Annotated in this window: 17 protein-coding genes, 1 tRNA gene and 2 pseudogenes; 13 read left to right on the top strand and 7 right to left on the bottom strand. The window is 71.1% G+C overall.

The window, feature by feature from the left end:
- Positions 1 to 47: 47 nt before the first annotated feature.
- From ACFVYN_RS37580 to ACFVYN_RS37560, 5 genes and pseudogenes are all read left to right on the top strand, one after another.
- A pseudogene (locus ACFVYN_RS37580) lies at positions 48 to 197 on the top strand (helix-turn-helix domain-containing protein); the annotation flags it as partial.
- A 49-nt stretch (positions 198 to 246) separates the two neighbouring features.
- Entirely contained in the window at positions 247 to 840 is a 594-nt protein-coding gene (locus tag ACFVYN_RS37575; protein ID WP_390006721.1) for a Uma2 family endonuclease, read from the top strand.
- A 33-nt stretch (positions 841 to 873) separates the two neighbouring features.
- Entirely contained in the window at positions 874 to 1,497 is a 624-nt protein-coding gene (locus tag ACFVYN_RS37570; protein ID WP_390006719.1) for a hypothetical protein, read from the top strand.
- Between the two features lie 120 nt (positions 1,498 to 1,617).
- Positions 1,618 to 2,010, top strand: a pseudogene (locus ACFVYN_RS37565) (DUF4158 domain-containing protein); the annotation flags it as partial.
- 291 nt (positions 2,011 to 2,301) lie between these two features.
- Complete coding sequence (locus ACFVYN_RS37560; protein WP_390006717.1) at positions 2,302 to 3,294, top strand: aldo/keto reductase; 993 nt, start codon at positions 2,302 to 2,304, stop codon at positions 3,292 to 3,294.
- Here the strand turns inward: ACFVYN_RS37560 and ACFVYN_RS37555 are convergent.
- The gene (locus tag ACFVYN_RS37555) at positions 3,291 to 3,506 is read right to left on the bottom strand and encodes a hypothetical protein (RefSeq protein ID WP_390006715.1); all 216 of its coding nucleotides are present in this window, start codon (positions 3,504 to 3,506) and stop codon (positions 3,291 to 3,293) included. The genes ACFVYN_RS37560 and ACFVYN_RS37555 overlap by 4 nt on opposite strands.
- Before the next feature lie 137 nt (positions 3,507 to 3,643).
- Between ACFVYN_RS37555 and ACFVYN_RS37550 the strand changes: the two genes are divergently transcribed.
- Complete coding sequence (locus tag ACFVYN_RS37550; RefSeq protein WP_390006713.1) at positions 3,644 to 4,618, top strand: recombinase family protein; 975 nt, start codon at positions 3,644 to 3,646, stop codon at positions 4,616 to 4,618.
- 58 nt (positions 4,619 to 4,676) lie between these two features.
- On the opposite strand, the gene ACFVYN_RS37545 is transcribed toward ACFVYN_RS37550, so the two are convergent.
- Positions 4,677 to 6,101 (bottom strand): M1 family metallopeptidase, encoded by a 1,425-nt coding sequence (locus ACFVYN_RS37545; protein WP_390006712.1) that lies wholly within the window; start codon positions 6,099 to 6,101, stop codon positions 4,677 to 4,679.
- A gap of 39 nt (positions 6,102 to 6,140) precedes the next feature.
- On the opposite strand from ACFVYN_RS37545, the gene ACFVYN_RS37540 reads away from it, so the two are divergent.
- Positions 6,141 to 6,641: a hypothetical protein gene (locus ACFVYN_RS37540; protein WP_390006722.1), complete on the top strand. Its 501-nt coding sequence runs from the start codon at positions 6,141 to 6,143 to the stop codon at positions 6,639 to 6,641.
- Positions 6,642 to 6,669: 28 nt separating this feature from the next.
- On the opposite strand, the gene ACFVYN_RS37535 is transcribed toward ACFVYN_RS37540, so the two are convergent.
- On the bottom strand, positions 6,670 to 7,347 hold the full coding sequence (locus tag ACFVYN_RS37535; protein WP_390006711.1) for a pentapeptide repeat-containing protein: 678 nt from the start codon (positions 7,345 to 7,347) through the stop codon (positions 6,670 to 6,672).
- A gap of 155 nt (positions 7,348 to 7,502) precedes the next feature.
- Here ACFVYN_RS37535 and ACFVYN_RS37530 point away from each other — a divergent pair, with 155 nt between their 5' ends.
- Both ACFVYN_RS37530 and ACFVYN_RS37525 read left to right on the top strand, forming a co-directional pair.
- The gene (locus ACFVYN_RS37530) at positions 7,503 to 8,663 is read left to right on the top strand and encodes an NAD(P)-binding protein (RefSeq protein WP_390006709.1); all 1,161 of its coding nucleotides are present in this window, start codon (positions 7,503 to 7,505) and stop codon (positions 8,661 to 8,663) included.
- A gap of 66 nt (positions 8,664 to 8,729) precedes the next feature.
- Positions 8,730 to 9,710, top strand: a complete 981-nt coding sequence (locus ACFVYN_RS37525) for a zinc-binding dehydrogenase (RefSeq protein WP_390006708.1) — start codon at positions 8,730 to 8,732, stop codon at positions 9,708 to 9,710.
- Between the two features lie 19 nt (positions 9,711 to 9,729).
- Here ACFVYN_RS37525 and ACFVYN_RS37520 read toward each other — a convergent pair whose 3' ends face one another.
- Together ACFVYN_RS37520 and ACFVYN_RS37515 are read right to left on the bottom strand one after the other, a co-directional pair.
- Positions 9,730 to 11,127 carry an NAD(P)/FAD-dependent oxidoreductase gene (locus tag ACFVYN_RS37520; protein WP_390006706.1) on the bottom strand — a complete coding sequence of 466 codons (1,398 nt, stop codon included), beginning with the start codon at positions 11,125 to 11,127 and terminating at the stop codon, positions 9,730 to 9,732.
- A gap of 11 nt (positions 11,128 to 11,138) precedes the next feature.
- Positions 11,139 to 11,792, bottom strand: coding sequence for a rhomboid-like protein (locus tag ACFVYN_RS37515; protein WP_390006705.1), 654 nt, complete (start codon positions 11,790 to 11,792; stop codon positions 11,139 to 11,141).
- Here ACFVYN_RS37515 and ACFVYN_RS37510 point away from each other — a divergent pair.
- Both ACFVYN_RS37510 and ACFVYN_RS37505 read left to right on the top strand, forming a co-directional pair.
- Positions 11,791 to 12,726 (top strand): aminoglycoside phosphotransferase family protein, encoded by a 936-nt coding sequence (locus ACFVYN_RS37510; protein WP_390006703.1) that lies wholly within the window; start codon positions 11,791 to 11,793, stop codon positions 12,724 to 12,726. The two genes, ACFVYN_RS37515 and ACFVYN_RS37510, sit on opposite strands and share 2 nt — an antisense overlap.
- The gene (locus ACFVYN_RS37505) at positions 12,723 to 13,196 is read left to right on the top strand and encodes a GNAT family N-acetyltransferase (RefSeq protein WP_390006701.1); all 474 of its coding nucleotides are present in this window, start codon (positions 12,723 to 12,725) and stop codon (positions 13,194 to 13,196) included. Before ACFVYN_RS37510 ends, ACFVYN_RS37505 begins: the two co-directional genes overlap by 4 nt.
- Before the next feature lie 21 nt (positions 13,197 to 13,217).
- On the opposite strand, the gene ACFVYN_RS37500 is transcribed toward ACFVYN_RS37505, so the two are convergent.
- Positions 13,218 to 14,303, bottom strand: a complete 1,086-nt coding sequence (locus ACFVYN_RS37500) for an endonuclease/exonuclease/phosphatase family protein (protein ID WP_390006700.1) — start codon at positions 14,301 to 14,303, stop codon at positions 13,218 to 13,220.
- Positions 14,304 to 14,390: 87 nt separating this feature from the next.
- Between ACFVYN_RS37500 and ACFVYN_RS37495 the strand changes: the two genes are divergently transcribed.
- Positions 14,391 to 15,086, top strand: a complete 696-nt coding sequence (locus ACFVYN_RS37495) for a response regulator transcription factor (RefSeq protein WP_390006698.1) — start codon at positions 14,391 to 14,393, stop codon at positions 15,084 to 15,086.
- A complete protein-coding gene (locus ACFVYN_RS37490; RefSeq protein ID WP_390006696.1) occupies positions 15,079 to 16,173 on the top strand; it encodes a sensor histidine kinase in 1,095 nt (364 codons plus the stop codon). Before ACFVYN_RS37495 ends, ACFVYN_RS37490 begins: the two co-directional genes overlap by 8 nt.
- A gap of 15 nt (positions 16,174 to 16,188) precedes the next feature.
- Here the strand turns inward: ACFVYN_RS37490 and ACFVYN_RS37485 are convergent.
- Positions 16,189 to 16,261, bottom strand: a tRNA-Thr gene (locus ACFVYN_RS37485).
- Between the last annotated feature and the right edge of the window lie 89 nt (positions 16,262 to 16,350).

The raw sequence follows: 16,350 nt of genomic DNA, 5'->3' as shown, positions 1-16,350 counted from the left end.
CACATGACTAGGGATGACTATGAATGACTAGAAAATCTGTAGCAGCTTTCACCCCCCTGCCCCCGTACCGCCCCCCGGCCCCACCCCCGCTCATCCGGCATCCCTTCCAGACCTGCGACGGCTGCAACCGCGTCTTCCGCGCACCCGGCCCCGGCCGCTGCCGCGACTGCCGAGGCGATCTCCGGGAGGACGCCTAGCATGGACGTGACGATCCTGGCCCCTGGGCACAGACGAGGAGCGAGCGCCATGACCATCGCCCCGGACGACGCACGGCAAGGCGCCTCCCACCTGTACCGGAGCATGCGGGACTTCATGCAGGCCATGGACGACTCCCTCCCCGGCAAATTCGAGATCACCAAGGAAGGAATCGTCCACGACATGATGTCGCCGGGAGGACCGCATGAGGTCACGGCAGCGCACATCAGCCGGCGACTGGAGAAAGTCATGCCGGACGAGCTGCTGGCCCACAACGGCACCCCCGACGTGGAGGACGAGCCCGAGGGCATCATGCGCCACCCGGACGTCATGGTGATCGCGTGGACCGATCTGAACACCGAAGGTTCCATCGACCCACATACGCTGTTGGCCGCCATCGAGGTCGTCTCGCGTTCCAACCCGGACAACGACTGGGTGGGCAAGGTCCGCGACTACCCCCTGATCGGCATCCCCGTCTACGCGATCTTCGACCCACGTACCGGCACCGGAGCCGTCCTCACCGACATCCACGCCACTCCCGAAGGCCCCCGCTACGCCACCCGCAAGGACTTCGTCTACGGCGAGGACGTCACGATCGGCGACTGGACCATCTCCACGGAGAACCTGCCGCGCTACAAGGACTGAATCCGTACTCCGCGTGGCTGAGACGATGCCCCGGTGAACTCCTTCTCGTACGACCGCATCGGTCCTGGTCATGACCGGCCGCAGCTCTCGGAGCCCAGGCGGGCCGAGCCCGGTGAGTGGCCGAAGTTCGAGGCCGCGCTCGCCGTGGTCAACCGCGACGTGATGGCGACCCTGCCCGGTCAGGACGCGCTGATACTGATGGTTGACCCGTCCTGGCAGCCGCCGTCTCCGAGCGGGATCGACAGGGGACAGGTCCACGTGGCGATGCCGGACGGCCGTTGGCAGGGCAACGCGGTGAACGTCTTCGACCTGGAGGAGGGCGACCCGCCGGAGCCGGATGATGCGATGACGACCCTGACGTTGGTCGCGGAAGCGGCGCAGGAGACGATCACGGAGCTGCTCTGGCAGGTCTGGCCGATCTGCCGGGCACACAAGATCGGGGTGCACGTTCGTCCCGCGGGGACCGCTGACGACTGGTGCGGGGGCGAGGCGGACGCGTCGGACCCGGTGGTGTGGTGGTGCCGGGGCAGCCGGGACGGCACAGGCCACGACGTCTGTCTGGTGGGCGAGTTGGCCGCCACGCTGCCGGGAAAGGAGCGTCGTGCCCTGCGGCGCAGCGAGCGTAAACGAGAAGGTGGCCAATACGGGTGTGAGTAGCTGGCGTACAGGAAATCCCGGTGAGATTGATCTAGGTCGGCTAGCACACCGCTCCGCGGCCTCGCTGAGGTTTACGGAAAGATCGTCGAGCGGGTGCCGGCGCTGGCTACGGTCCGCCTCGTGCCGGTGGAGTTTCTGACTGATGAGCAGGCCGAGGCGTACGGGACGTTCTCCGAGGCGCCCACGCGCCCGGACCCGCTCGCGGTGCCGTGGGAGGCCGTGGAGTACCTGGCCGGGCAGCTCGGCATCGCGGACGCCTCGTGCGTGAAGCGGTACGCCGAGCGGCGCTCGACTGTGTACGAGCACGCGGACGAGATCCAGAGGCGGTTCAAGTACCGGGACTTCACCGACCGGAAGTGGGGGCGGGAGTTCCGCAGCTTCCTGTACGGGCGGGCGTGGACGCACGCCGAGGGGCCGGTGGCGCTGTTCAACCACGCGGTGACGTGGCTGCGGAAGAACCGGGTGCTGCTGCCGGGTGTCTCGTCGAAGCGGAGGTCCCGCGCAGATACCCGGGACCGGTAAGAGAAGAGGACACCGTGGCCCGCACGAAGGTCCGGCCGCTGGGCCGCTGCACCCGCTGGTGAAGACGGCCGGGAAATACGCGGTGTCCGGGCCCTGTGGCGATCGCTGCCGGTGGAACGCTTCACCCTCACCCTCACCCTCACCCGCTCTCGCCGCGCCTGACCCGCCGGCGGGGGCCGGTCCTCCGGCTTGACTTCGAGCGCGCTCCAGGTCCTAGCGTCGGAGGCGTCCTTCAGTGCTCAAAGTACCGCCCGGTCCGCCGGGCAGGAGGAGTATCCGCGCATGATCACCCGAACCACGCTCGGCTCGCCCGGTCTCACCGTCAGCGCGATGGGCCTGGGGTGCATGGGGATGAGCGAGAGCTACGGCGCCGCCGACTGGGACGGCGGCCTGGCCACCATCGACCGGGCCCTGGAGCTGGGCATCACGTTCCTGGACACCGCCGACGCCTACGGCACCGGGCACAACGAGGTGCTGGTGGGCCGGGCCATCCACGGCCGCCGGGACCAGGTGCAGCTGGCCACCAAGTTCGGCATCGACCGCAGTGCCGGCGACCGGGCACGCCGCATCCGCGGTGCCCGGGACTACGTGCTGCGCTCCTGCGACGCCTCGCTGCTGCGGCTGGGTGTCGAGGTGATCGACCTGTACTACGCCCACCGCCCGCCCCAGGACGTGGAGATCGAGGAGACCGTCGGGGCGATGGCCGAGCTGGTCGAGGCTGGCAAGGTCCGCCATCTGGGCCTGTCCGAGGTCGACGGCGAGCTGCTGCGCCGGGCGCACGCGGTGCACCCGATCACCGCGGTGCAGAGCGAGTACTCGCTGTGGACCCGCGACGTCGAGGCGGTCACCCCGGTGATGGCCGAGCTGGGGGTCGGGCTGGTGCCGTACTCGCCGCTGGGGCGGGGGTTCCTGACCGGCACCCTGGACCGCTCCACGCTGGGCGAGAAGGACTTCCGGCGCACCAACCCCCGCTTCGCCGGCGAGGCGGGCGAGGCCAACGAGAAGATCGCGCAGACCGTGCGCGAGGTGGCCGACCGGCTGGGTGCCACCCCGGCCCAGGTGGCGCTGGCCTGGGTGTACGCCCAGGCCGAGCGGCTCGGGGTGGCGGTGGCGACCATTCCGGGCACCCGCAGCCCGGCCCGGCTGGAGCAGAACGCGGCCGCGCTGCAGCTCCCCCTGGACGCCGAGGCGCTGGCCGCGCTGGACCCGCTGAGCGACCAGGTGATGGGCGAGCGCTACACCCCCGCGCACACCACTGAGGTCGCTCGGGGTTAGCCGGTGGCCTCGACGCGCACGACGTCCAGCTCGACGACGTCGTTGACGTCGCGCCCACCGGTGACCTCGCCGGTCACGACCAGCCGGGGTCGGGTCGGCGGTGCCCCGAGCGCCCGACCGATCAAGCTGAACGACTGCCCCTCGCGCCAGCGTCTCCAGATCTCATCCTGCTGAGCGGGCGAAAACCCGTAGTCACGCACCTGTACCTCCACGGTCACATGATCATCCGCGGGTGGTGCGTTGATCACTTGAGGGTGCCATCGTTTGCCGACAGGCGGCAGACGCGTCCAATGAACCCGTGCAATCCGGGGGTCCGCGGCGCCGCGAATCCAATCAGATCCGATGGTGATTGCTGACAGGGTTTGACGACAGGCAGGGTCCGATCCTCCGTACGGAAGGGGCCCTCGGTGGCGAACCTGATCTACAAGCGGGTCTCGACCGACCAGCAGTCGACCGCCCGGCAGAACCTCGTCCTGGACGAAGCCGGCATCGAGGACCCGGTCGTCTTCGAGGAGACGGCGGCACCTCCAGCCGCCTCCACCCGCTCCAGCGTCCGAAGTTCCGCGAGCTCCTCGACTACGCCCGGCCCCGGGACACCGTGCACATCTCCGAGATGTTCCGCCTCGTACGCGGCACCGGACACATCCTCGACGTGCTCGACGTCCTCCATCGCGACCAGGTCGCGCTGCGCATCCACGACGGCGCGTTCTCCGCGATGGACCTCACCGCACGCCACCCGCGCACCGGCGAGCTGCTGTCCACCGTGAAGTTCATGGTGCAGACCCTCGCCGCCGCCGGCGAACTCCAGCGCGATCTCCAGCGGGAACTGACGTACGACGGGCTGCGCGCCTCCGAGGCCAAGGGCAGCAAGAGCGGACGCCGCCCCGCTGTCCCGGCCGACAAGACCGGCGACGTCCGCACCGCGTACCTGGAGGGCCGCTCCATCGCCGCCCTTGCGCGCGACCACCGGGTCAGCCGCGGCGCGATCCGCACGGCCGTCGCCGACCTCCTGCCCGACCACACCGCCGCCGAGGAGGAAGCCCCGGCCCCGGAGCTGCTGGTCGCCCTCGACACGCCGGGCAAGGTCGCCGACTTCCTCCGCACCGCCGAGCTGGAGGTCGCCGAGCGGGCCCCGCTCGGCGAGGGCCAGACCGTCAGGCGCGGCCAGGGCTACACCCTCCGCGTCACCGCACTGCCCGCGGTCCACCGCCAACTCCTCGATCTCTGCCGGGGCCTCGACGGCGCCGGGGCGATCCCCGCCCAGCGCAAGGCCCGCCGCGAGTACGAGAACCGGGTCAGCGCGCTCGTGCCGACCGAACCATGATCGTTCTCACCGGGATTTCCTGTACGCCAACTACTCACACCCGCGATAGGCCTGTCGGCTACGCGGAGCGTCCCGGCTTTCCCTCCCCGTACAGCCACCGCTCCCAGATCGGGCCGAAGTCCTTGTCGGGGGCGAGGTCTTCGACGTACGACGTGAAGTCCTCGGTGTCCGCGTTGCCGTGGCGGTGGGTGGTGGGCCAGTCGCGCAGGAGGGCGCGGAAGGCGGTGTCGCCGAGCTGCCGGCGGATCTGGTGGAGGACCATCGCGCCCCGCTGGTAGACGGGGCTGTCGGAGAGGTGCGCGGCGCCGGGCGGCTTGCCGGGCGGGAAGGACCAGAGGTCGTCGTAGACGTCGTCGCCGTGGGCGTAGAGCGCGTCGAAGGTCTTCTGGGCGCTGTCGCCCCCGTGGTCCTCGGACCACAGCCACTCGGCGTACGTCGCGAAGCCCTCGTTGAGCCACATGTCCCGCCAGGTCTTCGGGGTGACGGAGTCGCCGAACCACTGGTGGGCGAGTTCGTGGACGAGGGTCTCGGTGTCGGGGGCGCCGGGGAAGAAGGGTCGGTTCTGGGTCTCCAGGGCGTACTCGGCGTCTCCCTTCCGGTCGACGATCGCGCCGGTGGAGGAGAAGGGGTACGGGCCGAAGGTGTCCTCGGACCAGGCCATGACGGCCGGGATCTGCGTCAGCACCTTCCGGCTCGCGGTTGCCTCCTTCGGGTCGACCGCGGTGTACACGGGCAGGCCGTCGGAGGTGGTGGTGCGGTGGATGTCGTAGTGGCCGATCGCGAGGGTGGCGAGGTAGCTCGCCATGGGTTCGGCGGTGTGCCAGTGGGATGTCGTACGGCCGCCGCGGGTCGTGCTCGCCGTCAACTCGCCGTTGGAGACTGCCTGGAGGCCCTCGGGGACCGCGATCGTGAGGTCGTAGGACGCCTTGTCGGAGGGGTGGTGGTTGCCGGGGAACCAGGCCGTCGAGCCGGTCGGCTCGCCGAGGGCCACCGCGCCGTCGTCGGTGGGCAGCCAGCCCTCCTCGGAGCCGTCCGGGTCGGTGATGGTCTTCGGGCTGCCGGAGTAGGCGACGGTCACCCGGAAGGCGCGGCCCTCGTCGAGGTCTTCGTGCGGGCGTACGGTCAGCTCCTGGCCGGTGCGGTTCCAGCGGGCCGGGTCGCCGCCGACGGTGACCTTCTCGACGTCCAGGCCGTCGAGGTCGAGGTTGAACGCGGAGAGGTCCTGGGTTGCGCGGGCGGTGAGGGTCGCGGTGCCGGAGAGCCTCGACGTGTCCGGGTCGTAGGCGAGGGCGAGGTCGTAGTGGGTGACGTCGTAGCCGCCGTTGCCGGACTTCGGGAAGTAGGGGTCGCGGTCGTGCAGGCCGGCGCCGCCGGGGGTGCCGTGCACTCCGCCGTCGCACGCGGTGAGGGCGAGGGCTCCCGCCAGGAGCAGGGCGGTGGGGACGAGCGGGGCACTGTGGACGAGCGGCACGGATCGGGGCACGCGGTGATCCTACGAGGGCCGCGTGACACCATCGCCTACGTGCTCGACATCGGCTACGCCCTCTCCAACCGTTTCCCGGACCCCCCGCAGACCGACTACCGCCGCGCGGACGTCCACGCGCTGCGGCACGACCTGTTCTGCGGGGACGTGTATCTCGCGGACACCAAGGAGGACCGGGAACTGTCCACAGCCTGGGGATGGGTGCCGGTGCTCGACTTCGCGTGGGCGCTGTGCGACATCGTGGAACGCCTCGACCGCGACCCGCGGGGCTCCCGCGCCTCCCGCCCCCAGCACGCCGAACTCGACTTCACCGAGTCCACCGACCGCATGCTCTTCGAGCGCCGCTTCGGGTGGGTGGACATCGAGGCCGACTGGATGCCGGTGGAGGAACTTCCGCTCACCTTCTCCCACGCGGTCCTGCGGCGCGAGGCCCGCGACTTCCTGCACGACCTGATCGCCGACCTGGTCGACCTGCACGAGGACCTGGGCGAGAACCCGGCGATCTGGACGCTCCAGGCACGGTTCCCGCGGGTGAAGTGAAGGGGGCTTCAGCTTTCACCCCTCCCCGTCACCCCTCCACCCGAATCCCCACCTCCGCCGCCAGCACCGGGGCCAGGTCCAGGAGTTGGGACGGGCTGATCACCGCCCCCGCGAGGCGGTCGACGCCCCGGGCGATCTCCAGGGACGCGGCACCGCGCAGGTCGACGTCCTTGAGGGTCGCCGCCGTGAGGTCCACGCCCTTCAAGGCGCAGTCCACGAACTCCACGCGCTCCAGGCGGGCGCCACCGAAGTCCGGTTCCACCAGGACGCAGCTCTCGAAGACGACGTCCTTCAGGACCGCCGTACGCAGGTTCAGGTAGTCGATCTTGCCGCCCCGGATGACGACCCGCTCCAGCGCCGCCCCGTGCAACTGCACTCCGCCGAGGCGCGCGTCGATCAGCTCGACGTCACGCAGGGTCGACTCCGCGAGGTCGGTGCCCACGCCCCGTATGCCGGTGAGGACGGAGTCGAGGAAGCGGGCGTGGTGGAGCCGGGTCTCGTCCAGCGCGCAGCTTCTCAGCGCGCAGTCCATGAAGCGGGCCCCCGCCCCGTCCTGCCTCACGAAGTCCGCTTCCAGGAACTCCAGGCCGTCATAGTCCCCGTCCGGCTCCAGCTCCCCTCCCCCGTACGGCTCCAGCGGCGGCAGCCGCACCTCCGGCCGCCGCGCCCCCTTCACCCTGCTCGCACCCGCCGCTCGCCTCACCATGCCCCCATCCTGCACCCCCCCACTGACAATCCCGCTGACCTGCACAAACACCCCCCATGTCACATTCCGGCGCCCCGGATCGGTCATACCGGCGAGGACGAAGACGACGACAACGAAAAGAAGACACGCACCCGAGCAGAGGGAGACCCCCAGCCATGCACCGCATCACCGTCATCGGCGGCGGCCTCGCCGGACTGACCGCGGCGATCACCGCCGCCGAGGCGGGCGCCAAGGTCACCGTGCACGAGGCCCATCACACCCTCGGCGGCCGGGCCAGGACCGCCGAGGGGCCGTACCGCACGAACGACGGCCCGCACGCCCTCTACAACGGCGGCCCGCACTGGTCCTGGCTCCAACAGCGCGACCTCATCGGACCGCTCGCCCCGCTGCCGCCCCTGGAGGCGGCCCGGCTGCGCCTGAGGCACAAGGGCGCCCTGCGCCGCACCCCGCCCTTCGCGATGCTCAAGCTGCTGCACCGCAGCGCCCAACAGGCACCGGTCGACGTGGACTTCCTGACCTGGGCCACCGGTCAGGCCGGCGAGGAAGGCGCCCGCGCCGCCGCGCACTACTCCGCCGTAGCCCTCTTCCACCACGACCCCGGCGCCCTGTCCGCCGCGTTCGTGCAGGAACGGCTCCGGCGCGCCACCAAGCTGCCGCCCGAGGCGCACTACCCGCGCGGCGGCTGGGCCGGCGTCGTCGACCGGATGGCCGCCCGCGCCTGGAACCTGGGCGTCCGGATGGAGACCCTGTCCCGCGTCGACACCCTGCCCACCGACACCCCGGTCGTCGTCGCCACCTCCCTCGACGCGGCCCGCCGCCTCCTCCGCGACGACTCCCTGACCTGGCCCAGCGGCCGTACGACACTGATCGACCTCGCCCTGCGCACCCGGCGCGGCGACGCCTTCGCCGTCTCCGACCTCGACTCCCCCGGCTGGATCGAACGGTTCACCGCCCAGGACCGCACCCTGGCACCCGCCGGCGAACAGCTCCTCCAGGGGCAGATCCCGATCGCCCCGCACGAGACGAAGGCCGACGGGGTCGCACGCGCCGAGCAACTGCTCGATCTCGCCTTCGACGGCTGGCGCGAGCGCGCCACCTGGCGGCGCGAGTCCGTCGCGAACGGCCGTACCGGGGCCGTCGACCTGCCCGGCACCAGCTGGCGGGACCGGCCCGCCGTCGACCGGGGCGACGGCGTCTACCTCGCGGGCGACCAGGTCGCCGCGCCCGGGGTGCTCTCGGAGGTCTCCTTCAACAGCGCGCTCACCGCCGTGTCGCTGGCGCTCGGCCGGAACGCCCTTGACCTCAAGCACGCTTGAGGCCGGAGGGTGGGTGCCCTGTCTACAGGTCATGCCTACAGGTCATGCCTACCGAGGGAGCCACCCATGCACGCCGTCCGCCTGCACACCTTCGGCCCCGCCGAGAACCTCACCTACGAGCGGACCGAGGATCCCGTACCAGGCCCCGGCCAGGTCCGTATCGCCGTACGGGCGGCGGGAGTCCACCTCCTGGACACCGCCCTGCGCGAGGGTCACCAGGGACCGGCGCCCCGGCCGACCGCACTGCCCACCGTCCCCGGGCGTGAGGTCGCCGGCACGGTCGAGTCCCTCGGCGAGGGCGTCGCCGACCTGTGGCTCGGCAAGCGCGTGGTCGCCCACCTCGGCTTCGCGCCCGGAGGGTACGCCGAACTCGCCGTCACCGAGGTCGAGCGGGTCCACGAGATCCCCGGGAACCTCGACTTCGCCGAGGCCGTCGCCATGATCGGCACGGGCCGTACGGCCATGGGGATCGTCCAGTTCGCCGAGCTCGGCCCGGACTCCGTGGCCGTGATCCCGGCGGCCGCCGGAGGCATCGGCACCCTGCTGGTCCAGTACGCGAAGAACGCCGGGGCGACCGTCGTCGGCCTCGCGGGGGGACCGGCGAAAACGGCTCAGGTGCTGGCCAACGGCGCCGACCTCGCCGTCGACTACACAGACCCCTCGTGGCCGGACAAGGTCCGCGCCTTCCTCGGCGGCCGCACCGCCACCGTCGTCTTCGACGGCGTGGGCGGGAACATCGCGCGCGCGTCCGTGGCCCTGCTCGGCGACCGAGGCCGCCACCTCGTCTTCGGCTGGTCCGGCGAGGGCATCCACGACGGACAGCCGTACCTCGTGGAGGGCGTCTCCGAGCAGGTCCTCGGGCCCGTGATGCTCCGGAAGGCGGGCGGCCCCGACCCCGTCCGCACCCTCGAACTGCGCGCCCTCGCCGAAGCCGCCGCGGGCCGTCTCACCCCCGCCGTACAGCGCTTCCCACTCGCCGAGGCGGCCGCCGCGCACCGGGCGCTGGAGACCCGCGGCACGACCGGCAAGGTGGTCCTGGAGCCGTGAGACCCCGGCCTCGAGAAGGTCAGTGCCGTCCCGCGATCCGGTCCGCCCACCGCGCCAGCCGGGACGACTCCGCGCTGTGACCGGTGACTTCGCGGCGGTCCGCCGTGCGGTAGGTGGCGTACATGCCCTGCACGCCGAGCCACCGCAGCGGTTCCGGCTCCCACCTGCGCACCTTGTGGCCGACCCACGGCAGTTCGGTCAGCTCGGTCCGGCCGCCCTGCCCGGAGTCCTGCTGAACCAGGTCCCGCAGGGTCCGGGCGGCCAGGTTGGCGGTCGCGACGCCCGAGCCGACGTAACCGCCCGCCCAGCCGAGACCCGTCGAACGGTCCAGGGTCACCGTCGCGCACCAGTCGCGGGGCACGCCGAGCACCCCCGACCAGGCGTGCGCGATCCGCGTCCCGGCCAACACCGGGAAGAACCCGACGAGGACCTCCCGCAGCGCCTCGACAGTCGCCGCCTGCGTCCGGCCGTCGTTGTCGGTGCGCGAACCGAAGCGGTACGGCACCCCGCGCCCGCCCAGCGCGATCCGCCCGTCGGCGGTGCGCTGCGCGTACATGTACGCGTGCGCCATGTCGCCGAGCGTCTGGCGCCCCTCCCAGCCGATCGCCGCCCACTGCCCGTCGGTCAGCGGCTCGGTGGCGATCATCGAGGAGTTCATGGGCAGCCAGGTGCGCTTCTGGCCCTTCAGGGCGGCGGTGAAGCCCTCGGTGCAGCGCAGCACATAGGGCGCGCGGACGGTGCCGTACGGCGTGACCGCGTGCTTGGGCCGGATCTCCGTCACCGGCGTCTGCTCGTGGATCGTCACGCCCAGCGCCTCGACGGCCGCCGCGAGCCCCTTGACCAGCTTCACCGGGTGCACCCGTGCCCCGTGCGGCGTCCACGACGACCCGACCGCGTCCGCGACCCGGATCCGCTCGGCCGTCTCCCGGGCGCCGTACAGCTCACGGTCCTTCTCGCCGTACGACAACTCGTGCTCGTGGAAGGCCCGCAGCCGCGCCAACTGCGCGGGCGTACGCGCGACTTCGAGGACGCCGCCCTTGTGGAGCCCGGCGTCGAAGCCCTCTTCCCCGACCACCCGGACAACCTCGTCGACGGTGTCGTTCATGGCCTTCTGCAGGCGTACGGCGGCCTCGTGGCCGTGCAGCTTCGCGTACCGGTCGCGGCCCGCGATGCCGTTGTAGAGCCAGCCGCCGTTGCGCCCGGAGGCGCCGTAGCCGCAGAACTTCTGCTCCAGGACGGTGATCCGCAGAAAGGGCACGGTCTTCTTCAGGTAGTACGCCGTCCACAGCCCCGTGTACCCGCCGCCGACGATCACCACGTCCGCCGACGCGTCACCGCCGAGCGGCTCCCGCGCCTCGGGGAAGCCGTCGTCCGCGTACCAGAAGGAGATGCCGCCGTTCACGACCCTGCTGCTCATGGCCTGGGACGTTAACCCGCCGGCACACCCGCTGTCTCCTTCGGATTCCGTGCTTTCTCCCGCCCCCTGACCAGCGGGTAACACCCGAAGCCGATCAGCACCGAGGAGAAGTGCCCGAGATCGGTGAAGGTCCGCCCGGTCACCAGGGGCACCGCGTACACGACGAGAACCGCGAACCCGTACACGTACCGCCACGGCTCCGGAATCCGGTACACCAGCACGGCGACCACCCCCGCCAGCGCGTAACTCACCCCGATGTCCAGCGTGTCGACCGCGGAGCCGGGCGCCATCCCGTGCCGGATCCCCCACAGCAGCGCCCCCTCGCTGACCAGCGTGGCCAGCACGTGCGCCACCCCGCACACCGCCAGCCAGCGCCCCGTCCCCAGCCACCGCTCGGCCGGCGCGTGGAAGACGGAGTACAGGACGGCGTACGGCAGCCAGTGCCCGCTGTCGATCCACAGGGCGCTGGAGACCAGCACCCGCGGCGGATCACTCGACAGCTCGTGGATGTTGGTCGAACGCTGCCGCAGGAACTCCTCCTCGAACTCCGGCGACATGTGGTGCAGCGCCACCGTCGTCACGAAGAGAACCGCCAGCCACACATAGGTGCCGGGGGCGCTGCGGACGTACGCCCACACCCTGTGGACACCCCGGTTAATTCGCATGAGTCGATTCACGCACGCCGATAGGGTCCGGCACGTGATCGACATTCCGCAGGAACTGGCGGCGGCACAGGAGCTGTACAACGGCGAGAAGGGCCGGGAGTTCATCGCCGGGCTGCCGGCCCTGGTCGAGGACTTCCTGGAACGCTGGGAGCTCACACCGGACGGCTCCCCCATGCACGGGGTCACCGCCCTGGTCCTGCCGGTCGTCCTACGCGCCGACGGCACCCGCGCCGTCCTGAAACTGCAACTCCTCGACGCGGAGAGCGCCGGCGAACCCGCCGCCCTGCGCCTCTGGGACGGCGACGGGGCGGTCCGCCTCCTCGACCACGACCCGGTCACCCACACCATGCTCCTGGAGCGCCTCGACTCCACCCGCATGCTGTCCACCCTGCCCGGCACCCGCGACGCGGTCCTCGTCATCGCCGGACTGCTGGCCCACCTGACCGCGGGACCCGCGCCCGCCGGGATGCGGCGGCTCGGAGACATCGCGCGCGCCCTGCTGGAGCGGACCCCCGAGGCCCTCAAGCGCATCCCCGACCCCGGGATCCGCCGTACCGTCGCCGACTGCGCGGCCGCCGTACGCGAGGTCGCGGACGAACCCGGCGACCGGCTCCTGCACTGGGACCTGCACGACGAGAACGTCCTCGCCTCCGACCGCGCCCCCTGGCTCGCCATCGACCCCAAACCCCTCGCCGGCGACCCCGGGTTCGAACTGTGGCCCGCCCTCGACAACCGCTACGACGCCGACGAGGTCACCTGGCGCTTCGACGCCATGACCGACATCCTCGGCCTGGACCGCGCACGCGCGCGTGCCTGGACCCTGGGACGGCTCCTCCAGAACGCCCTCTGGGACATCAAGGAAGGCCGCCCCGTCGCACCCCGCCAACTCGACATCGCCCACCGCCTGCGCACCCACCGGAGCCGACAGCCGTGATCCGCCCCGCCACCCCCGCCGACATCCCCGCGATCCACGCCCTGATCCGCGAACTCGCCGACTACGAAAGGGCCCTGCACGAGGCGAAGGCCACCGAGGAACAACTCCACGAAGCCCTCTTCGGCCCCCACCCCGCCGCCTACGCCCACGTGGCGACCGACTCCACGGACTCCGTGATCGGCTACGCCGTCTGGTTCCTCAACTTCTCCACCTGGCGCGGCGTCCACGGCATCTACCTCGAGGACCTCTACGTCCGCCCCACCGCCCGCGGCGGCGGCCACGGCAAGGCCCTGCTCACCGAACTCGCCCGCCTCTGCGTCGAACGCGGCTACCAACGCCTCGAATGGTCCGTCCTGAACTGGAACACCCCCGCGATCGACTTCTACGAGTCCCTCGGCGCCCGCCCACAGAACGACTGGACCGTGTACCGCCTGACCGACGAGGCCCTCGTGAACGCCGCCGCCCACTGAGGAAGCCGCGCCGCACGCGGCTCACCAGCTGATCCCGGCCGCCACCGGGCGGTGGTCGCTGCCGGTGGCCGGCAGCACCCAGGAGCTCCGCGGGTCCACCCCGCGCACCAGGATCTGGTCGATCCGCGCCACCGGGAACCCCGCCGGCCAGGTGAAGCCGAAGCCGTCCCCTGCCACGTCCTGGACCGAGCGCAGCCGTGCAGTGAGGCCGGCGAGCGCGCGGTCGTCGGTGGTGCCGTTCAGATCCCCGAGCAGCACCAGCCGCCCGTTCGGCTCGGCGGCGACGGCCCGGGCGAGCGCCTTCGCGTTGCGGTCCCGGCTGTCCGTCCAGAACCCGCCCCTGGGCATCACCCGTACGGACCCCAAGTGGGCCACATACACCGCCAGCGGCCCCCGGCTCGTCGCCACCGTGGCACGCAGCGCGCGGTTGTACGACAGCTTCACAGCCGCCGACTTGGTGTCCCCCAACGGCCCGGCGTCCATCCCCGTGTCCACCGGCCGCACATCCGACAGCGGCAACCTGCTCCACAACCCGACCGTGCCGAGCACCGCGTGGTACCGGTACGCCTTCGCCAACTCCTCCTCATACACCGGCTTCGCCCTCGGGGTGATCTCCTCAAGCCCCAGCACGTCCGCCCCCGACGCGACCAGGTCCCGAGCGGTACCGACCGGGTCGGGATTGCCGGCGCCGACGTTGTGACCGGCCACGACGAGGTCACCGCCCGCCTGGGACCGGTCGCCCAGCAGCCCGCCGAACAGACTCACCCACACCGTGACCGGCAGCAGCAGCGCGACCACCGCGGAGGCGGAACGGCGCCACAGCCCACCGGCCAGCAGCACCGGCACGAACACGCCGAACCACGGCAGGAAAGTCTCCACCAGAGAGCCGAGCCCGCCGCGGTCCGTGATCTCCCCGTGCAGCAGCATCAGCAGACCGAGCAGCACCGCCAGCCCCGCGAGCACCGGGCCGCGCTTCCAGGGACCCGGCCGGGAGACGACGCCGAGCACCCGGCCCAGGCCCGCACGCCGACCGGAGCCACCCCGTGGGGGCCTGTGAGTCCGCGGGTCGCTGTCCGCTGTCCGTACCGAGGACGGGTATCTCGTCATACGACCAGTCAAGACAGCACGGTGTTGCCGCCCCGTATGCGGATTTCAATACGCCGACGATATGCCCCCGCTCGTAGCATCGAAGGCATGCGTGTGCTGATCGTGGAGGACGAGCTCTACATGGCAGAAGCCATCCGCGACGGGCTGCGCCTAGAAGCGATCGCGGCCGACATCGCAGGCGACGGCCACACCGCTCTGGAACTGCTGAGCATCAACACCTACGACATCGCCGTCCTCGACCGGGACATCCCCGGCCCCTCCGGAGACGACATCGCCACACGCATCATCGACTCCGGCAGCGGCATGCCCATCCTCATGCTCACCGCCGCCGACCGCCTCGACGACAAGGCCACCGGCTTCGAACTCGGCGCCGACGACTACCTCACCAAACCCTTCGAACTCCAGGAACTCGCCCTCAGACTCAGAGCGCTCGACCGCCGACGCGCCCACAGCAGACCTCCCGTACGGGAGATCGCGGACCTGCGCCTCGACCCGTTCCGCCGAGAGGTCTACCGGGACGGCCGCTACGTCGCCCTGACCCGGAAGCAGTTCGCCGTCCTCGAAGTCCTCGTCGCCGCAGAAGGAGGCGTCGTCAGCGCCGAACAACTCCTGGAACGCGCGTGGGACGAGAACGCCGACCCGTTCACCAACGCCGTACGCATCACCGTCTCCGCCCTGCGCAAACGACTCGGCGAACCCTGGATCATCGCCACCGTGCCGGGCGCCGGATACCGCATCGACACACGGCCGGGAGCCCCGGACGAGGGAGCGGACCGTGGATAGGGCGCCCGGCCTGAGTGTCCGCCTCAAACTCACCCTCAGCTACGCCGGGTTCCTCATGCTCGCGGGCATCCTGCTGATCGTCGCCGTGGGGCTGTACCTGTCTCTCCAGGGGGAGTTGTTCAACGAAGCGGGGGCGGTGCAGGCAACCCCGGGCACCATGTTCCTGAAAGCCTTCGCCCCGACGGCAGCCGCGACGATGGCGTTCCTGCTGGTGTTCGGCGTCCTGGGAGGCTGGATCCTCGCCGGCCGCATGCTCGCCCCCCTGAACCGCATCACGGACGCCACCCGCACGGCCGCGACCGGATCCCTCTCCCACCGGATCCGGCTGCCGGGCCGCAAGGACGAGTTCCGCGAACTGGCCGACACCTTCGACGCGATGCTCGCCCGCCTCGAAGCACACGTCGCCGAACAGCGCAGATTCGCGGCGAACGCCTCCCACGAACTGCGCACCCCGCTCGCGATCTCCAAGTCACTCCTCGACGTCGCCCGCACCGACCCGCACCACGACACCGGCCGGCTCATCGACCGCCTCCACACCGTCAACACCCGGGCCATCGACCTCACCGAGGCACTGCTCCTGGTCAGCCGCGCCGAGCAACGGTCCTTCACCCGCCAACGCGTCGACCTGTCCCTCATGGCGGAAGAAGCCACCGAGACACTCCTCCCCCTCGCGGAGAAGCACGGCGTCACCATCGAAACCGGCGGCGAGATCACCGTCACGACCGGATCTCAGGCGCTGCTGCTCCAGCTCACCACGAACCTCGTCCACAACGCGATCGTCCACAACCTGCCCGAGCAGGGCACCGTGTGGATCGCCACCGAGGCCCGCCCGGGGACAGCGGTCCTCACCGTCGAGAACACCGGCGACCAGCTCGCCCCCGAGCTGGTCCCGACCCTCACCGAGCCCTTCCAGCGCGGCACCGAACGCATCCACACCGACCACGCGGGCATCGGCCTGGGCCTCGCCATCGTCAAGACCATCACCCAGGCCCACGACGGCACCCTGACCCTCGCCCCGCGCGTCGCGGGCGGGCTGCGCATCAGCGTAGAGCTGCCAACGCAAAACCCCAGGTCAGACGGAGTCTGACCTGGGGTTCGACAAAGCCCCCTGTCGGACTCGAACCGACGACCACGGCTTTACAAGAGCCGAGCTCTTCCATCTGAGCTAAGGAGGCGCCGCGCACCACAACGCCGTACGCGAGGCTGCACCACTGTACACAGAGCCGGTTTCCCCAAGCCACGAAGTTCCGCACTCCACACGATC

The sequence above is a fragment of the Streptomyces sp. NPDC058307 genome, assembly GCF_042880295.1.
Classification (GTDB): domain Bacteria; phylum Actinomycetota; class Actinomycetes; order Streptomycetales; family Streptomycetaceae; genus Streptomyces.
Note: the sequence above shows the minus strand (reverse complement) of the source record. Positions and strands in the feature narration are given on the sequence as shown.

What these genes read in the sequence shown, in the direction of transcription:
- ACFVYN_RS37510 (WP_390006703.1), top strand. Translation starts at nt 11,791, where the DNA reads ATGAGTCGATTCACGCACGCCGATAGGGTCCGGCACGTGATCGACATT.
- ACFVYN_RS37525 (WP_390006708.1), top strand. Translation starts at nt 8,730, where the DNA reads ATGCACGCCGTCCGCCTGCACACCTTCGGCCCCGCCGAGAACCTCACC.
- ACFVYN_RS37530 (WP_390006709.1), top strand. Translation starts at nt 7,503, where the DNA reads ATGCACCGCATCACCGTCATCGGCGGCGGCCTCGCCGGACTGACCGCG.
- ACFVYN_RS37520 (WP_390006706.1), bottom strand. Translation starts at nt 11,127, where the DNA reads ATGAGCAGCAGGGTCGTGAACGGCGGCATCTCCTTCTGGTACGCGGAC.
- ACFVYN_RS37500 (WP_390006700.1), bottom strand. Translation starts at nt 14,303, where the DNA reads ATGACGAGATACCCGTCCTCGGTACGGACAGCGGACAGCGACCCGCGG.
- ACFVYN_RS37495 (WP_390006698.1), top strand. Translation starts at nt 14,391, where the DNA reads ATGCGTGTGCTGATCGTGGAGGACGAGCTCTACATGGCAGAAGCCATC.
- ACFVYN_RS37535 (WP_390006711.1), bottom strand. Translation starts at nt 7,347, where the DNA reads ATGGTGAGGCGAGCGGCGGGTGCGAGCAGGGTGAAGGGGGCGCGGCGG.
- ACFVYN_RS37515 (WP_390006705.1), bottom strand. Translation starts at nt 11,792, where the DNA reads ATGCGAATTAACCGGGGTGTCCACAGGGTGTGGGCGTACGTCCGCAGC.
- ACFVYN_RS37560 (WP_390006717.1), top strand. Translation starts at nt 2,302, where the DNA reads ATGATCACCCGAACCACGCTCGGCTCGCCCGGTCTCACCGTCAGCGCG.
- ACFVYN_RS37575 (WP_390006721.1), top strand. Translation starts at nt 247, where the DNA reads ATGACCATCGCCCCGGACGACGCACGGCAAGGCGCCTCCCACCTGTAC.